11 protein-coding genes, 1 rRNA gene and 1 pseudogene are annotated in these 19,026 nt (G+C 45.9%); 10 read left to right on the top strand and 3 right to left on the bottom strand.

Going from position 1 to position 19,026, the window contains the following annotated elements; genetic code table 11:
* Window positions 1–265: 265 nt before the first annotated feature.
* Both aat and LO777_RS01790 read left to right on the top strand, forming a co-directional pair.
* Window positions 266–850 carry a leucyl/phenylalanyl-tRNA--protein transferase gene (gene aat / locus LO777_RS01795; protein ID WP_329955709.1) on the top strand — a complete coding sequence of 195 codons (585 nt, stop codon included), beginning with the start codon at window positions 266–268 and terminating at the stop codon, window positions 848–850.
* Window positions 840–1,367: a TSCPD domain-containing protein gene (locus LO777_RS01790; RefSeq protein WP_228855872.1), complete on the top strand. Its 528-nt coding sequence runs from the start codon at window positions 840–842 to the stop codon at window positions 1,365–1,367. Before aat ends, LO777_RS01790 begins: the two co-directional genes overlap by 11 nt.
* 36 nt (window positions 1,368–1,403) lie before the next feature.
* On the opposite strand, the gene LO777_RS01785 is transcribed toward LO777_RS01790, so the two are convergent.
* A complete protein-coding gene (locus LO777_RS01785; RefSeq protein ID WP_228855871.1) occupies window positions 1,404–3,509 on the bottom strand; it encodes an HD domain-containing protein in 2,106 nt (701 codons plus the stop codon).
* A gap of 186 nt (window positions 3,510–3,695) precedes the next feature.
* Between LO777_RS01785 and rnr the strand changes: the two genes are divergently transcribed.
* The 4 genes from rnr (at window position 3,696) to LO777_RS01765 (ending at window position 10,667) form a co-directional block, all read left to right on the top strand.
* Window positions 3,696–5,897, top strand: coding sequence for a ribonuclease R (gene rnr / locus LO777_RS01780; protein WP_228855870.1), 2,202 nt, complete (start codon window positions 3,696–3,698; stop codon window positions 5,895–5,897).
* A 181-nt stretch (window positions 5,898–6,078) separates the two neighbouring features.
* Window positions 6,079–6,858 carry an RNA methyltransferase gene (locus tag LO777_RS01775; protein WP_228855869.1) on the top strand — a complete coding sequence of 260 codons (780 nt, stop codon included), beginning with the start codon at window positions 6,079–6,081 and terminating at the stop codon, window positions 6,856–6,858.
* Window positions 6,821–10,108: a BTAD domain-containing putative transcriptional regulator gene (locus tag LO777_RS01770; RefSeq protein ID WP_228855868.1), complete on the top strand. Its 3,288-nt coding sequence runs from the start codon at window positions 6,821–6,823 to the stop codon at window positions 10,106–10,108. Before LO777_RS01775 ends, LO777_RS01770 begins: the two co-directional genes overlap by 38 nt.
* Before the next feature lie 205 nt (window positions 10,109–10,313).
* The gene (locus LO777_RS01765; protein WP_228855867.1) at window positions 10,314–10,667 is read left to right on the top strand and encodes a flagellar basal body rod C-terminal domain-containing protein; all 354 of its coding nucleotides are present in this window, start codon (window positions 10,314–10,316) and stop codon (window positions 10,665–10,667) included.
* Between the two features lie 15 nt (window positions 10,668–10,682).
* On the opposite strand, the gene LO777_RS01760 is transcribed toward LO777_RS01765, so the two are convergent.
* The gene (locus LO777_RS01760) at window positions 10,683–11,336 is read right to left on the bottom strand and encodes an endonuclease III domain-containing protein (protein ID WP_228855866.1); all 654 of its coding nucleotides are present in this window, start codon (window positions 11,334–11,336) and stop codon (window positions 10,683–10,685) included.
* A gap of 14 nt (window positions 11,337–11,350) precedes the next feature.
* Window positions 11,351–12,450, bottom strand: a pseudogene (locus tag LO777_RS20880) (6-phosphofructokinase).
* A gap of 626 nt (window positions 12,451–13,076) precedes the next feature.
* On the opposite strand from LO777_RS20880, the gene LO777_RS20875 reads away from it, so the two are divergent.
* From LO777_RS20875 to LO777_RS01730, 4 genes are all read left to right on the top strand, one after another.
* The gene (locus LO777_RS20875) at window positions 13,077–13,418 is read left to right on the top strand and encodes an IscA/HesB family protein (RefSeq protein WP_407929095.1); all 342 of its coding nucleotides are present in this window, start codon (window positions 13,077–13,079) and stop codon (window positions 13,416–13,418) included.
* Between the two features lie 369 nt (window positions 13,419–13,787).
* Complete coding sequence (gene clpB / locus LO777_RS01740) at window positions 13,788–16,385, top strand: ATP-dependent chaperone ClpB (protein WP_228855863.1); 2,598 nt, start codon at window positions 13,788–13,790, stop codon at window positions 16,383–16,385.
* Between the two features lie 262 nt (window positions 16,386–16,647).
* Window positions 16,648–16,941 (top strand): hypothetical protein, encoded by a 294-nt coding sequence (locus LO777_RS01735; RefSeq protein ID WP_228855862.1) that lies wholly within the window; start codon window positions 16,648–16,650, stop codon window positions 16,939–16,941.
* Window positions 16,942–17,331: 390 nt separating this feature from the next.
* Window positions 17,332–18,893 (top strand): 16S ribosomal RNA (locus LO777_RS01730).
* Window positions 18,894–19,026: the final 133 nt, after the last annotated feature.

Raw genomic sequence — 19,026 nt, 5'->3', positions numbered from 1 at the left:
TTTCAATATATACTACACTCCACGCCAAAAAAGGAAAAGGATAATCACCAAAACTTCTTGCAATTGCAGAGAAATCAACTCCGGCTTGCAGACTTTCACAATAATGGTAAATTACAGAATGGTTTTTCCTGTCCATATAAACCTTTTAAGACAGAATTTCTGCAATGTCCGTTTTTCTTCTCAATAACAAAAAGATTTTTCCCCATCCTGATCTGGCGGAAGAAAACGGCCTTCTGGCAATTGGCGGTGACCTGTCCCCGAGCGAATCCTCTCCGCCTACAGTTCCGGTATTTTCCCCTGGTTTTCAGAGGGAGACCCCCTTTTATGGTGGTTTACCTCACCTCGCCTTGTCCTCTTTGTGGATGAATTCAAGATTCCGAAAAGGCTCCAGCGATATCAGCGAAAAACGAATACAATTACAACATTTGACTTATGTTTCAAACAGGTTATCACCGCCTGCGCCAGGACAAGGCAGGACAGGGGTGAAGATACCTGGCTGGTCGAAGAAATGCAGCAGGCCTATCTTCAACTGCACGATATGGGGTTCTGCCATTCAGTTGAATGCTGGCTGGACAACAGACTTGTCGGTGGCCTTTACGGCCTCTCCCTGGACCGTGTTTTTTTTGGGGAATCGATGTTTTCAACCGTCACAAACGGATCAAAATTTGCCCTTATCGCACTTGTTACTTACCTTAGGAAAATGCGGTACCGGATTATCGACTGCCAGATGAAAACTGACCTTTTGCTCAGCTTTGGAGCAAGAGAAATTACAGGCAAAGAGTTTCAACACTGTTTGCTGAAATATATCAAGAAAACTACTCCGGACGGAAAGTGGAAAAATGACATCTAAATCCCAGACCTCACCCTGCCCAGCCTGCGGGAAAAAAAGAAAACTCACAACCAGAGACAATACCACCCTGTGTTCCACCTGTCACAATGTTGTCGACCATTTAAAATCAGATGAAAACTATTTTGAAAAACTCGCAAAACTCTCCGGGCTCCAACCTGATTCACTCCAGAACCAAGAATCTGACCCGGAACTTCCCGAAGAACTGGACGCTATCCGGTATCGCACAACTGACAGGGAAAGAAATACCTGGTATGTCTCGGTGAGCGAACTGGAAGGCGCACCCGTAGAAATATTTGCTTCAACGGCCTTTGACCGCGACCAACACCTCCAGTCAAGAATATCCAACCTGACAACTATCACTCGGCTTATTTCTCTTATCCTTCGTCATGTTTTCATGGGAGAACGACTGACCCTGGAAAAAACACTGACCCAACTGCGCCGCAGCTCCAGGCAGAAAAATGATCTTCCTGATATGTTGAGCAGAGTACTCAGTAATTACAGCAAATGTGAGCAGTAATAAAAAACTGGATGCGGAATTCAGCTGTAATCCGTATCAGTAGTCAAGATAAAACTCAAAAGGTAGATGTGATTTTTCAAAATGCCTGATGACCTTCTGTAAGATATAAAGCGTGGGAGCCTTAAACGTAAGCTCCCAGGCCGGCTGCAACACTGAGTAACTGGAAAGCATCTGCAGACTCTGCATCTCCAGCTCTACCGGCGCCCTGCTGATAACCTCCAGGATCTCACCCCTTGTAGCCCGCAGTACGTATAAGATCTGCTTTTTTCGAACCAGTGTTTCCTTCATCCTCCATGAGATATTTACCGCATCTTCACGCTGGAAACTCAGCTCAAGAAATCGTTTGCACTTCTTATTATGGACGGACAACCCCTTCCTGGTCAACAGGGCACAATTATTTTTGGCACTGGGATCAGGGCGGCAGCACAGGGAAAGTTTGACAGACACAGGATCAAGTGTTGTCAGTTCAATTTTATTAAACTCTCCGGTGGGAGTCACTAGAGGTGAGACACCCCCGAAGAGAATTTTTTTTATATTTTCTATCACATCCTGGAGACGAAGTCGCCCTTCTCCCACACGACTGTATAATTCATCCAGGGATTCAATTGAAAAATGATCAAAAAGCTCGGGCAGTTTCTCATTCTGGAGAACATCAAAAGGAACGCCGTACCGCAGCATCTCCTGGCGCAGGATAGAGTAGCCAACCTCTCTGGTGACCTTTCGCCGTCGTTCCCGAAAACCTTTTGCCAGCTCACTCCTCGACCGCGGTGTTTTACACAACTTCACAATATACTGCTCGAACCGGATAGGCTTTTCCGATCTTATAATGCGCACCATGTCACCATCGTGTAACATATGTTCCGCAGGCAGACGTTTGTTGCGAATCATGGCCCCCAGGCAGGTGTGACCAATATCAGTATGAACCCTGAAAGCAAAATCCAGCACCGTAGAATTTACCGGCAGACAGATCAGGTCCCCCCTTGGAGTATAGGTATAGATCTCCTTTTTCCCGCTTGCCGCGATAACATCCCGGTAGGAAACACCGTCTTCAGATCCAAGAATATCGAACATTTCCTGGATTTCTTTAATAAACTTTCCCTGTTTTTTTGCAAGAGAGCTCCAGTTTCGAAACAGTCCTCTCTGGGCCCGGCGTTCCATCTCGTCTGTACGTATTTTAAACAGGTATTTCTGTCCCTCTATAATCGCCCGGGCATGCAGCCCCTGGTATCCCGTGGGTTTCGGATTTGATATAAAATCGCGTATCGTCCTCGGAATCGGCTGAAATGTCTGATTAATTATTCCCAGTGCGCTGTAGCAGGCCTGTGTACTTTCCACAACTGTGAGAATTTCCACCGGTGTATCAATGCGCTTGAGTAAAATACTGTTTGAACTGTCGTAGTAGGCCCAGAGTTTTTTGGCACGAAGGGTTACCCGGCAATCAAGCCCGGCATCGGCAGCAGCCATTTCCACTTTTTCAATAATTTCTCGACCCACAGGAGAATCCTGCAACTGCTTTATATGATGATTTAAATTTTTCCCCTGACGTGGAAATCTATACTGAAGTGCCAGGTTATACATCTCCCTTTTTAAATTAAATAACCCGAAAACGGTTGCCAAAGGTGCATAGATGTCTATAGTCTCATCGGCAATGCGTTGTCGTTTACTTTTAGGCAGCACTTTCAGGGTACGCAGATTATGCAACCTGTCAGCAAGCTTGACAAGCATAACCTCCGGCCTGAGAGCCGCACCGGAAAAAATTTTCCGGTGTGTACGTTTGGCGATGGTCTGTTTATCACCTGAGGCGAGTGTGACCTTGGTGCAGCCTTCAACAATTGCCTGAACATAATTTCCGAACTTCTTACCGACAAGTTCTGCAGTAACCTCTTCCACATCCTCAACCGTATCATGCAGAAGGGCAGCAGAGAGAATTTCCGGATGAAGAATATCCAGCTCTTCCGCCAGAATTTTGGCAACTGAACATGGGTGAAGGATGTAAGCGTCCCCCGAACGCCTCCATTGATCAAAATGAGCTTCAGTGGCAAAATCGAGAGCTTCCCAGAAAATATTTTCACCGGGGGTATCCCCGATCAACGCCTTCATCTGGTTACGATAGAGCTCAAGATCAAATGGAATTCGACGCATACTGTCCTGTTTTATTGAAAAAACTGAAAAACAAAATACGAACCCCCAGAAGCAAAATCATCTACATCCAGGTTATTCCCCTTACATTTCAGTATTTTTCTGATATTTTAAAAGTAACTATTTTACCAAACCATAATCTTAGCAGATTAACAAAATTCCTCTTCAGGAGAAAACAAAAAAACACATATGTCCAAAAAAAGAAATTTTCGTCAACCATCACGACACGTTAAACACAATAATCATAACAGCACGAAAAGGAATACTCAAAATCTGCAGAACAAAGGCAAGAACCTTGTTCTTGCAGCTCTTTCCCGGTCAAAAAGGCCCATGTCTGCCGCAGAACTGTCAGATTTCATTGCAGAAAATAACACCAAAAGAGTCAATATACACGATTCAATTCAATTACTTATTGAATCCAATCATATTAGAAAAGACAGAAAAAACAGGTTCACTCTTACCTCCAGAGCTCCTCTTTATACCGGTACTCTGGAAAAAAATGCCAAAGGATTTGGGTTTATCACTCAGGCTTCGCCGTTTGACAAGGCACAAGCCCTCACTGCCGATCCCTATGTTTCCAGGTCACAGATGGGATCAGCCCAGCATGGCGATCAGGTTCTTTTTCGTCTGATACAGAAGAAAAAAAAGAGTGACCGGAATCGCCCTGAAGGCAGTATTATAAGGGTTCTGTCCCATGGCAAAAAGACTCTGTCAGGTTTTTATTCGGACCCCGGCATCGTCATTCCTGAAGACCCCCGCTTCCCTTTTCACATCACCATTGACAAGTCAAAAAGATCCGGTACCCCGCGTAACGGGGAAGCTGTCATTGTAAGACTGAAAAGAGGAGAACGGAGAACTGATTCAATTCACGGTGAAATCGTCGAAATACTCGGTAACCCTGCCAGTGTGGATGTTCAGATGAGGCTGGTTATAGAAAAATTTTCTCTCCCCCACACCTTCAGTAACCGTGCCTTGAAAGAAACGGAAAACCTTTCCGAAGATTCCTCCCTTTCTGAAGACAGACTGGACCTCAGAAATATCGGCCATGTGACAATCGATGGAGAGACCGCAAAGGATTTTGATGATGCAGTTTTCGTCCGGAAGACTGACAAAGGGTACAAACTTTATGTGTCAATTGCTGATGTAAGCCATTTTGTCCGTCCCCGTTCTGCCCTTGACAAAGAGGCATACGAAAGAGGCACCTCCATCTATTTTCCCGGTCGGGTAATTCCCATGTTGCCGGAAAAACTATCCAATGATCTCTGCAGCCTCCTGCCGGAAAAAGACAGGTTTACGGTAACGGCCATCCTTGATTACGACACGAAAGGCAACCTCCTTGGGAAAAAATTTGCCAGATCGATTATCCGCAGTCGAAAACGATTCACTTATACCACGGTTAAAAAAATACTGATCGACAACGACCCGGAAACTGTGACAGAACATAAAGCTTATCTGACCTTCCTGAGAACTGCCCGGAAACTTGCAGAGATCCTTCTGAAAAAAAGAAAGCAGCGTGGTTCCATTGGTTTTACTGTTCCCGAATCGGCAATTACCCTGGATAAAAATGGAGAAATCAAGGCCATTTCAATTATTGAGAGAAATTTCGCCCATCAAATGATCGAAGAATTTATGCTGGCAGCCAACGAAGCTGTCGCAAGCTTCTTCACAGAACAGCAGATCCAGGGACTCTACCGGATACACGAACGTCCTGATCAGGAGAAAGTGGAAGAGTTCTGTACATTTGCCAAAACCCTGAATGTCCACCTGCCCCCAAAAAACAATACACCGGAATGGTATGCAGAAATCGTCGAACAGTGCAGGGGCACCAGCACTGAATACCTGATCAACAACCTCCTGCTGAGAACCATGAAACAGGCCAGATACAGCCCTGAGAATATCGGTCACTTTGGCCTGGCTTCGCAGAACTATACACATTTCACTTCTCCCATCAGGCGCTATCCGGATCTGCTTGTCCACAGGGAACTCATGACAGCCATCCTGGAAAACAATCGTGTAACTCAAAGAGACACCACTCATCTGCAGAAAAAGGCTGAGTTTCTTTCTAACCGGGAAAGGACCGCAGTCAAGGCGGAACGGGAAATGACGGAACGGCTGAAGGTACGGTACATGGGCAGGCGAATTGGAGATAAGTTTCAGGCAATTATCTCCGGAATCACCGATTTTGCGATGTTTGTTGAATTAAAAGAGAGCGGCATCAGCGGTTCCATCGGACTGGAAAATCTAAAAGACGACTATTACCTGTTTGACGGAAAAAATCACCGGCTCATCGGGGAAATAAGTGGTAATATCTACAGGATAGGTGATTGTATCAACATCCAGTTGCTTGACGTGGATTACACCCGCAACAGAATTCATTTCATTCCACTATAGGAACTGGTATCTGCCAACATTTTTTTTTACCTGCCTGTTTTCTTAAGCCGACATGGTCGGCGCCAAGGGCTCAGCCATTTATACCCTCCGGGAACAACAGGCAAGAAAAATCCCAACTGCGGTAGAAACACCTTTCGTGGTGAAATTTTCAGATAAACTTTAAGATTTCAAATAATCATCCATGAACAAAACTGACCTTCTTTCTCATATTTCGATAATTCTTGTGCGCCCCAAGTATGCGGGAAACATAGGTGCGGCAGCAAGAATTGCCTGGAACATGGGAATAAACAGTTTACAGGTCGTTGGAAGCGAACTGCCGGAAAGAGAAACAATTGCCCGGCTCGCCACCCACAATGCCGCACATATTGTTGAAAATATAACATGTTACAGTACACTTAAAGAAGCCCTTTCCCCCTTTTCCGTAATCATTGGCACGACAGCAAGAAGAGGCCGGCAGCGCCTGACCGAAAAGTCACCGCGGGAGATTGCTGAATCCGTACTCCCTGCTCTTGCCGAAAACCGGATTGCAATTGTTTTTGGTCCTGAAGATTGTGGTCTAACCAATGAAGAGCTGAAATACTGCCAACTGCTTTCAGCCATCCCCACGGCGGATTTTTCTTCACTGAACCTGGCGCAAGCTGTTGCAATTCATTGCTATGAATTCTATTATGGTATTATCCATATGCAGAGAGACGTGTCACCTGCCCCCAGACTGGCATCCTCTTTCGAGCTGGAATCGATGTATTCATGTCTCCAGGAATCTTTGACTCACATCCACTTCCTGGGCGACAAAAACCATCTCTACTGGATGAACAATATTCGTCATTTTTTCGGTCGGATCAAACTCACTTCCAAGGATACCAATATCATACGGAAAGTTTGCCGGCAATTTTCAGCGCACCTCAAGACAGAGCGTAACCGGGATGATGAACACAAGACAATCAGAGGCAAACAGTCTTAATTACACAATACCGTCCAATAAGTTTTATCCCCCGCATATTGATGAATCACAATCCCTGCTGAGGACCCGTATTCTCACCGCAAAACTTCCCGAGAAAAACCACACTAAAAAGGTGATAATTATTGAGGCCCAGGCGGGGCAGGGAAAGACTACACTGGTCTCCCAGTTTCTTAAATATAATGACAACACTTTCATCTGGTACCAGGTCGGCCCGGAAGACTCTGACCCGGTCCTGCTGCTCTCTTCTCTCCTTGCCAACCTTACGGCCAACCTGCCTGATTTCTATTCGCCTCAACTGACAACAATTCTCAATGAAGGCAGTGTCGGGCCTCTTGACCTGGCCCGGTGTGCCAATATCCTCCTCAGGGACCTGGACCAATATCTCTCTACTGATATTTACCTTGTTTTTGATGATCTCCATCGCATAGAGTATGGAGCTCTCACCAACAACCTCCTTGAACACATCATTGATACTTCTCCGCCGAAAGTCCATTTCATCTTTGTCAGCCGACACCCCCTGGAACTGAAAAGTAAAATTCTTCGAAACGGCAACCAGATCGCCTACATAAGCACAACAGACCTTGCCTTTGACAATGAAGAAATTGAAGAATTGTGCAATACTATTCTCAACAAAGCAATAAGCAGACAGGATGCGATTGCCATTCAGAGGATAACGAAAGGCTGGGTCATGGGCATTATCCTGGCCAGTCATCCCATTAGCGGAAGAAGCCATTTCTGGCTTGATGATACTGTTTCTCCAGCAGATGACAGAAGTGAAAAAGAGCATATGCTCGAATACTTTCAGGAAGAAATATTCGACCAGATTCCCGAACACCTGCACATCCCTTTTCTGGAACTGTCATTACTGCAGGAAATCCCCGCAGACCTTGCAACCAAAATCACCGGCATTGAAGAGTTCAGCCTGGTTCTGTCTGATATGAGCCAGGCCAATTTCTTTATCTACAAACTCGACGACCGGAAGCACGTTTTTCGCTTCCACCATTTCTTCCAGGAATTTCTTCAGAAAAGAGCCCATCTTCAAATTGACAGTGAGAAAATCAAAAAGATCCACCGTAGCGAAGCCGAATATTACCTTGAACGAAATATGACGGAAAAAGCCCTGACCTGCTATAGAAACGGTGAGGATTTTCATGCCATGTCAAACATTCTGCAGGAAAAAGGTATGGAGCTGATTGCGGATAACAAGACAATCACCATCCTCACCCTTCTGCAAAGCATTCCGGAAAAGACTCTGTTCCAATACAGCTGGCTCACTCTCTATGCCGGTCTTCTCCGTGTCGATTTCACCCCCCAGACCACCCTGCCCTTCTTTGATTCAGCACGCAGGGATTTCATAAAAAGTGGTGAAGAAATCGGCGAGCTGCTCACACTGTCGCAAACGATCTATTACCATTTTGTTATTTCCGGTCAATATACTGTCGGCTCCGAACTGCTGCTGCGCACAGAAGTCATTCTGGAAAAGAATAAAAAAACAATGCCGGTTCCCATAACAATTATTGCCGCCAGAAACCTGGCATCCGGCTATTGCTTTTTTAACGGTGATATGGACAAAGCACGTCATTTTATTCAAATGGCAAGCACTCTTGCCACCCGCCACGACATCAGGAACTTTATTGCCTCAACTCGATTCATCCAGGGCTATATCGAACTGCTGAGTGGTAACCGGGCCAAATTCAAACGGGAGGCTGAAATCTGTTTTACCCTGTTGAACGACCCGCTTGTCGGTGAATCCAACAAACTTACCATGAGAATTATGAATCTCTGTCATCTCTCCATGACCGGGGACTTCCTGAACTACGAACTCCAGCAGACGGCCCTGCAACAGGCCATTGACCACACGGTCATTGATCAGACTGTTGCCGCCCCATACCTGTTCATCTGGACAAGCAGCAATTTCTTCGCCCGCGGGTTGGTTGAGGAAGGCCTCAACCTCCTTGCACGGGGATACGGTATCACTTCCACGGCCTCAAGTGATCATATGCTCAGCCAACTCCTGCAATGGCAGGCCTTCGGACATGTACTTGCCGGAGCGCACGAAAAAAGTATGGAACTGCTCGAAGAATCGACAGAACTCAGAGACAGGGCCGGAGGGCCTTTCTACATTGCCTTTCACCATATTATTGCCGGAGCCGTTTTTACTCGCCTGAAAATGTATGATAAAGCGAAAAAGTCACTCGAAAGGGGACTGGCTCTCGCCCAGTCAATCCCGTCAACATACCTCACTCTTTGCGGCCTGATGAACAGAAGTTATTTAAATTATGAATCGGGCACACCGGAAAGCCCAGTCGATGATCTTGAGGCAGCCCTCTCCCTTATGAAGATTAACGATTACACTTTCTTCTGGAGCTGGGAACCGGTAATGATGACTAAACTCCTCGGGTTTGCGGTTAAAAGAGACATAGAAAAAAGCTTTGCACGATCTCTTGCCCGCAGACGACTGCATGTGAATTTCTCCGATGACGGGGAACCCATCCCATTGCTGAAATTCACTTTTCTCGACAGCTTTGAAGTCAGTATCCGTGATAAAGTCATTTTCAGAGCACGTGACCTGACTCCATTCCAGCGAGAACTCCTGGGCCTTCTGGTGACCGCCAAAGGCCAGCGTATTCCCCAGGAAAAGATACAGCTTGAATTATGGCCGGAAAGCAGCCCGGAAAACGCCAGAAAAAGTTTTGATACCCTGTTGGCCCGCTTACGCAAGCTGATGTCACCTCACCTGCCGATTCCGGTCAAACATTATTTATTTACACAAAAGGGAATTCTCTGCCTGGAAAACTACGAAATAGATGGCCTTGATTTTTTTGAAGCTGCCCGAACAGGTCTTTCTCACTCAAAAAACGGTGACTGGCTCCAGGCATACGGTAAATTCCGCACGGCATTTTCACTGTATAAGGGAATGATGCCGGAGGACACGTTCAAAAGTGAACAGGTCCTGGCCTATAACGATGAGCTTGTCAACCTCTTTGTGGAATTTACAACAGCCTGGGCAAGACATATGGTCGAGTCGGGACGCTCTGAAGAAGCAATTACCCTGATAGAAAAAATCCTGCAGATAAATCTGCTCGAAGAAAACCTGACCACTCTACTCTATTCTCTGCACACACAAAGCAATAATCTCCTGAAGGCCCGTTCTGTACTTGACAGGTATAAAAAAGCACTTCAGCGTGCGGAATATTCCAGGGAAGAAATAGAAGAGATACTGGAAGAAATCAGAACCGGCAGAAGATAACTCGTCATCAAAAAGACAACCGGCAAAAACAAATATGTAATTACAATTACACAATCCAGCTTTTTCACCACAGCATTCAATAACTCAAAAAAAACATATACTTTATCACTTCAGGCAGTTGCAGAGGCAAACTGCCTGAAATCAACCTGGAACAGAGTTTGCTACAGACAGGATACACAGGTAAATTCTTTTTTGGGGAACAATCATGATACCAGCTTTTCAATCCGCACTCTCGGGACTTCGTGCTTTCGGCACTCGAATGGAATCGAACGGCAACAACATCGCCAATGCCGAAACAAATGGATTCAAAAAGACACGGGTTCTTCTTGAAGAAACAAAACCTCATGGGGTCAAATCCCGAATCGAAAAAGTCAATACGGAAGGGACCACTGTTTTCCAGGAAGCCGCCAATGGACTGGAACCGGTCAAGTTGTCTAATGTTGAACTGTCAGAAGAAATTCCGGAAACAATTATAAACAGCAGAATGTATGAGGCCAATCTGAAAACCATTAAAGTAGCAGACGATATGGTCGGCAGCCTGCTGAAAATCAAGTCTTAAAGGTGCCTTGAAAAACTACCCCTCGTTAAGTCCCGACAAAGGGCATATCCTGCAGAGAGGTTTTGTTTTTTTACAGTACTTCTTTGCAACTGCTACAATCAGGGCATGATATTCATTGTACAGTTCCGCTTTTTCCGGCAGACTGTCCATAAACAGTGACTGCATGGCGGAGTAATCTGTTTCCTCTTCAACAAGATTATGCCGCGAGAAAACTCTGTGGGTATAGGCATCAACTACAAAGACAGGATGGTTGCAGGCATAGAGAAGAATCGAATCTGCCGTTTCCGGGCCAATCCCCTTAACACTGAGGAGGTTTTCCCTGGCCAAAACCATATCATCCTGATAAAAAAGCTCCGGGTCACCTTCATATAAATTCTCAATCATGAGCAACACATTTCGCAATCTACCCGCCTTGACATTATAATATCCGGACGGACGGATCAGCTCCGCCAGATTTTCCAAAGGGAGAGCAAGCAACAGTTGATACGACAGCACACCAGCGGTGCGTAGATTATCGATTGCCCGGGTAACATTCAACCAGTTTGTATTCTGGGTGAGTACTGCTCCAACCATGATCTCAAAGGGAGTTTCTCCCGGCCACCAGTTCTGGGGACCAAAATGGTCAAACAGCCTCTCATATGCCAGAATATACAAGTTCTGCCTTGCCATAAAGATACTGTTTCCTACTCTTCTTCAGGATTATCACCGAGGCAGATACCAATTTCCCGGGCTGTCAGGATTTTATCGCTGGAAAGATCAACTTTTTTTCTTTCCCGGATGGCATCGGCAATAGGCACCGCCACCATCTGCGAATCCTTCAGAGCAACCATATGATCGAAAACCTTCTCCTCAACAAGACGAACTGCAGCAGCACCAAAACGGAGTGCAAGCAGACGATCAAATGTCGTAGGGGACCCACCCCGCTGCAGATGTCCCAGGACCAGGGAACGTGAATCTTTTTCAGTTCGTTTGCGGATTTCAGCGGCAACCCATTCACCCACACCACCGAGAATAACCTCGTCCCGTCCAACCTCCCCTGCCCCTTGTTAAACACCTTCCCATCTTTTGTTATTGCCCCTTCAGCCACAACAACAATGGAATAGTGCTTATCATGAAGTTCATTGTCCGTAATTTTATTACACACCTCTTCCATATCAAAAGGAATTTCCGGAATCAGGATAACATCGGCTCCTCCCGATATCCCTGAATAGAGTGCAATCCAGCCGGAATCCCGCCCCATCACCTCGACAACGAGGACCCTGTCATGGGATTTAGCAGTAGAGTGCAGTTTATCAAGTGCGTCTGTTGCCGTGGAAACTGCTGTATCAAACCCGAAAGTCCTGTTGGTCATCTCCAGGTCGTTATCGATGGTTTTGGGAACACCGATTACCGGCATACCCTTCTCAGCAAAACGGTGGGCAATTTCCAGGCTGCCGTCACCACCGATGGCGATATGACAGTCAAATCCCATTCTTTCAAAATTCCTCAGGATTTTGTCGGATATATCGACAATCTGTATCTCCCCGGCCAGGTTTTCCACCGGGCGTCTGAACGGATTACCCTTATTTGTCGACCCGAGAATCGTCCCCCCGGTGGAATAAATACCCTCAACATCCTTCAATGTCAGACGGATCATCTCATCAAAGTCAAGAAACCCGGCATAACCACTTTTACTGCCATAGACTTCCCAGCCTTTTCGATAACATGTATGGACGACCGAATAGATCACCGCATTCAACCCGGGGGCATCCCCACCACCGGTGGATATTACAATTTTTTTCATTTTACTCCTCTTGCCGTATGTATCAACGATCAATCATTTGCCTGATTACATGCGAAACTCATCGTGACACTTATAAATCTGAAAAAGTATTTTTTCGAGCGTATTCAAAAAACACACTTTATGGCTTCCAAGAAACTTCGGATGAACATTTTCACACTTATAATCCCCTGCCAACCGGGATTTCACCTGTTTTTAAACCGCAAGCTAACTTGATAAACAACCCGGCTCAGTTTCAAGGGTTATGGGCATTATTTATTGAATTCTTTTAATAGTACGTCAATATCTTGAAAATTCATAGTTACGATTACAAAAAATCACAACTCCTTTAAAAAAAACAAGATAAAACTTATCCCATTGTTTTTATGAAATATATAATACTATACTCAAGGTACCATCTCTTAAAAAAACAGGGCTCTATTCAAGTAAAGACTTGAATATTTCGAACTTCGCTTTAAATTAAAGAGAAGGCGGATTGACTATTGAGTGCCACTACCTTATTCTGTAGTCAAATAAAAAATCACCAACTTCATAGGTAGCGGGACATTATCTAATTTTTTTCCCTGCCACCTGAAGAAACTTCTGATGTTAATCAGTACTTATAGATCAATTTTTTGAGGAGGCATTTCATGTCTGAATTTAATGTAACAGATCTGGCAGTTGAAAAACTGAAAGAATATATGCAGCAGAACAATATTGATTCTGCCCTGCGTATTGCACTTATGCAGGGTGGCTGAGCAGGCCCATCCCTGGGATTGGCTCTGGACGAGCCAAAAGAAAACGATAAAATTTATGAAAACGATTCCCTTAAATTCCTCGTGGAAGGAAGCCTGATGGCCACCTGCGGCGGCATTACTGTTGATTTTGTGGACGCCGGTCCACGTTCGGGTTTCGGTATCACTTCCGTCAACCCGATAAACGGTGGTGGTGGATGCAGTTCCGGTTCATGTGGTTCCGGTGGTTGTGGCTGATTAGTGTTTTATGTTACACAGATCCTTTTTCAGAATTGATATGCTTTGACTCAGCGAGTAACTTATTGATTTAAAAAAAGAACTGTCCTGGCAAGCTTCTCCGTGGAGCTTGCCTTTTTTTTCACATATTCCTTAAGTCAAATTCTTGACACCTCTCCTGCCCGTCCTTATTTTCTCCACGTACTCATATAGCATGACTGGACCGGAAAAAAGCTCAGCCGTTTATGCCCGATGGGTATTTATGCTCTTCGAGCGCAACATCACTGCTTCACTGTATTGAAAATACTGTCTGCGGCAAAAATACTTTCCGGAATGAAATTTACAGTCCAAAAAATTCAACATTATTTATTTTACAGAGAGAGGAGAAATATGCAATTTGATAAATTTACCCATAAATCACAGGAGGTTATCCAGGCGGCTCAACAACTTGCCCGGAACAGCAGCCATCAGGAAATCCGAACCGCCCATCTACTGAAATCCATTTTGGTGCAACCTGAAAGTATTGTGGTTCCAGTTCTTCAGAAAATGGGCACGGATCCCGCTATACTGCTCAGCGAGATCAACCAGGCCCTTGAGGCAATACCAAAAGTTTCGGGTCAGGGTGCCGGGCAGACATACGCGTCTGCCGATCTCTCCAGGGTTTTTGACAGCGCATTTGCTGTTGCTAAACAGATGCAGGATGATTTTGTCAGCCAGGAACATCTTTTTCTGGCCGCGATTAAAAGTGGCGAGTCGGAAATACAGAAGATCTTTTCCGCCAGCGGCATAGATGAAAAAAATTTCCTCCAGGCGCTGTCGGAGATACGTGGCAGTCACCGGGTAACTGATCAATATCCAGAGGAAAAATACCAAGCCCTGGAAAAATACGGCCGCAATCTAACTGACATTGCCCGGCAGGGAAAAATTGACCCGGTCATTGGTCGGGATGAGGAAATTCGCCGAATTATCCAGGTGCTTTCGCGGCGGACAAAAAACAACCCTATTCTTATTGGTGAGCCGGGAGTCGGCAAAACAGCGATAGCGGAAGGACTGGCCCAGAGAATAGTTAATGGAGACATTCCTTCAACTATCAAGAACAAACAGGTTATAACCCTCGATCTTGGTGCCCTTGTTGCTGGTGCTAAATACAGAGGAGAGTTCGAGGACAGGCTCAAGGCCGTCCTGAAGGAGGTTGAAGAAAAAGCCGGAGAAATCATTCTCTTTATTGATGAGATCCACACCCTTGTCGGCGCCGGAGCAACAGAGGGTTCAATGGATGCCTCCAATATGCTCAAACCGGCCCTGGCCAGGGGCGAACTCCACTGTATAGGTGCCACTACCCTTGATGAGTACAGAAAATATATCGAGAAAGACAGTGCCCTGGAACGAAGATTCCAGCCGGTCCTGGTACAGGAACCAGGCGTCGAAGATACGATAGCCATCCTCAGGGGAATAAAGGAAAGATACGAAATACACCATGGTGTAAGAATCCAGGATGGTGCGACCGTAGCCGCGGTAACCCTGTCCGACAGATATATCACCGATCGTTTTCTTCCCGACAAGGCCATTGATCTCATAGATGAGGCGGCTTCAAAGCTGAGAATTGAAATAGATTCCATGCCAACCGAAATAGATGAGCTGGAACGAAAAAAGATCAAACTTGAAATTGAGCAGGAAGCCTTGAAAAAAGAGAAGGACAAGGCGTCCAGAGAACGTCTGGAGGAATTGAAGAGAAAACTGGCCGATCTGGATGAACAGCTCAAGGCCATGAAAGCCCAGTGGACATTGGAAAGAGATACAATTCAAAAAATCCGCCAGATCAAAGAAAGCATTGATGCAGCTCACATAGAGGAACAGAAAGCCGAAAGGGAAGGTGATCTTCGCCTGGTGGCAGAGATTCGCTATGGAAAGATCGTTCAGCTCCAGAAAGAGCTGGAAGAGGCCAATCTCAAGCTGCAGGAAATTCAATCCCGGCAAATGATGCTCAAGGAGGAAGTTTCCGCAGAGGATGTGGCTACGGTTGTCGCAAAATGGACAGGTATTCCGGTGGATAAACTGCTTGAAGGAGAAAAAGATAAGCTTGTTCAGGCAGAGGAAATGCTTGGAAAACGGGTAATCGGTCAAAAAGACGCCATATCTGCCGTTTCCAATGCAGTGAGAAGAGCCCGTGCAGGACTTCAAGACCCCAACCGTCCCTTGGGTAGCTTTATTTTTCTTGGACCGACCGGAGTTGGAAAAACTGAACTTGCCCGATCTCTCGCTGACTTTCTTTTTGACGACGAGCATGCCATGATACGCATTGATATGTCCGAATTCATGGAAAAACATTCAGTTGCCAGACTGATTGGAGCTCCTCCCGGTTATGTAGGTTATGATGAAGGTGGATATCTCACGGAAGCGGTCCGGAGGCGTCCATATTCCGTCATTCTCTTTGACGAAATTGAAAAGGCACATCCGGATGTTTTCAATATCCTCCTGCAGGTGCTGGACGATGGTCGCATGACGGATGGCAAGGGCAGAACAGTCGATTTTAAAAACTGCATTCTGATTATGACATCAAATCTAGGCAGCAACCTCATCATGAAGATGGCTGAGGAGAATATCGATAAAGAGACTATCCGCAGCCAGATTGACGAGCTGCTCCACGGTCATTTCAAACCTGAATTTTTAAACAGGATTGATGATACAATTATCTTCAACAGCCTGAGCAGAGAAGACATGCGGGCTATTATCGATATCCAGCTCGATAAGCTCATCAGGCGACTTGATGCCAGGAAGATGCATCTGACGGTTGAACGTTCCGCTAAAGATTTTCTTATAGAAAGCGGATATAACCCCTCATTTGGTGCAAGGCCGCTAAAACGGGCAATACAGCATTTTCTTGAAGACGAACTTGCCCTGCGTCTTCTGAAGGGAGAATTCCTGGAGGATGACCATATCGTGGTTACTGCAGATCAGAATGGTCTTGAATTCATAAAACAGAAATAATTTCCACATGGCAGTGGTATGACAATGTAACGCACTTTGTCTTTACAGCAAAGACAAGGTGCGTTACATAGTGTCTGTCCAGAAACGAAAATTTCGTCCAAAGCCATGGAACACGAAAAAAGCACAGCACCTACGCAACATCCCGATTATTATTTTTAGGCATGACGCAGGAATCGGCGAAAAGGGAGTTTTTGGGCAGGCACTATTTGACAAAGCAGATTCAGCAGATTTATATCTGATCCATCTCAACCATGTGAATATAATGAGTTCAACTATTGAAGACCTGACGATTAATTACGAAGAGGACGGACGCCTTATCGTAAAGGAAACCGGAAAAGAAGTACTCTCGAAGGGAGCCTGGACCACAATCCTCTTCAGATACAATAACCTTAACAAAAGCACCGGAGAATACGGCAAGGATATGTTCACCATCCGCCGGTATCAGAAACGACAGGGAGAATATATCCCAAAATCCAAATTCAATATTTCCAGTGTTAAACAGGCGAAACAGATCATCGCTGCTCTTGAGGAATGGGTCAAAGAAGATGAAAAATAAATTCACCTTCATTTTCCTCTTGACGGCTGGCGAGTAATAAAGTAGTTTGCCGCGGTCTTTTGCAGATGTTGATGTGTTTTGCATTTTGTATGTGACGCTTCATTTGCTTGAAACAAAAGATGAAAACAGAGAACAAAGAGATTGACAGTTTAATATTTTTGTATTAAATTGTTTGCCTCACCGCGGAACTTGTACCGTGCGATTCGCTTGTTTTGAGCGGGTTGAGAGATGGTCCTTGAAAACTAAATAACAACATACAGCAAACGGGCCCAACGTGATTTTCAAATCACATTGAGCGATTTTTTTTTGTAATTCAAAAAAAGCAGAGCTCTTATATTTTAAGCACATATAAGTAACTGTTTCTCAAATTGAGAGACGGTCTAGGATATCAAACTGGAGAGTTTGATCCTGGCTCAGAACGAACGCTGGCGGCGTGCTTAACACATGCAAGTCGAACGCGAAATTTTTTCTTCGGAGAAAAGAGTAGAGTGGCGCACGGGTGAGTAACGCGTAAATAATCTACCCTCGCATCTGGGATAACCCACCGAAAGGTGTGCTAATACCGGATACGTTTTTACTGTTGCGAGACAGTGAGAAGAAAGGTGGCCTCTGATATAAGCTACTGTGCGGGGAGGAGTTTGCGTACCATTAGCTAGTTGGTAGGGTAATGGCCTACCAAGGCGACGATGGTTAGCGGGTCTGAGAGGATGATCCGCCACACTGGAACTGGAACACGGACCAGACTCCTACGGGAGGCAGCAGTGAGGAATATTGCGCAATGGGGGAAACCCTGACGCAGCGACGCCGCGTGGATGATGAAGGCCTTCGGGTCGTAAAATCCTGTCAGATGGAAAGAAGTGCATATTCATTAATACTGGATATGTTTGACGGTACCATCAAAGGAAGCACCGGCTAACTCCGTGCCAGCAGCCGCGGTAATACGGAGGGTGCAAGCGTTGTTCGGAATTACTGGGCGTAAAGCGCGCGTAGGTGGTTTGTTAAGTCAGATGTGAAAGTCCACGGCTCAACCGTGGAAGTGCATTTGAAACTGGCGGACTTGAGTACTGGAGGGGGTAGTGGAATTCCCGGTGTAGAGGTGAAATTCGTAGATATCGGGAGGAATACCGGTGGCGAAGGCGACTACCTGGCCAGATACTGACACTGAGGTGCGAAAGCGTGGGGAGCAAACAGGATTAGATACCCTGGTAGTCCACGCCGTAAACGATGTCAACTAGGTGTTGGGATGGTTAATCGTCTCATTGCCGCAGCTAACGCATTAAGTTGACCGCCTGGGGAGTACGGTCGCAAGATTAAAACTCAAAGGAATTGACGGGGGCCCGCACAAGCGGTGGAGTATGTGGTTTAATTCGACGCAACGCGCAGAACCTTACCTGGTCTTGACATCCCGGGAATCTTGTGGAAACACTTGAGTGCCTCTTTGAGGAGCCTGGTGACAGGTGCTGCATGGCTGTCGTCAGCTCGTGTCGTGAGATGTTGGGTTAAGTCCCGCAACGAGCGCAACCCTCGTCTTTAGTTGCCATCATTAAGTTGGGCACTCTAAAGAGACTGCCGGTGTCAAACCGGAGGAAGGTGGGGATGACGTCAAGTCCTCATGGCCTTTATGACCAGGGCTACACACGTACTACAATGGTAGAGACAAAGGGCAGCGACACCGCGAGGTGAAGCGAATCTCAGAAACTCTATCTCAGTCCGGATTGGAGTCTGCAACTCGACTCCATGAAGTTGGAATCGCTAGTAATCGTGGATCAGCATGCCACGGTGAATACGTTCCCGGGCCTTGTACACACCGCCCGTCACACCACGGGAGTTGGTTGTACCAGAAGCAGTTGAGCTAACTTTTCAAGAAGCAGGCTGCCAAGGTATGATTGGTAACTGGGGTGAAGTCGTAACAAGGTAGCCCTAGGGGAACCTGGGGCTGGATCACCTCCTTTTTAAGGAAGACGCATTAATTTACCTGGATCTTTGCATAATGCAGGGAGAGGAGTAAACAAGATGCCATTTCGGGGATTAACCCCGTTTGCTGGTTGTTATTTAGTTTTTGGGGGCCATGCTGGTCTTTTTTTT

It is taken from the genome of Desulfomarina profundi (assembly GCF_019703855.1).
GTDB classification, from domain to species: Bacteria; Desulfobacterota; Desulfobulbia; order Desulfobulbales; family Desulfocapsaceae; genus Desulfomarina; species Desulfomarina profundi.
The sequence above is the reverse complement of the archived record's forward strand: the minus strand, read 5'-3'. Positions and strand labels throughout refer to the sequence as shown.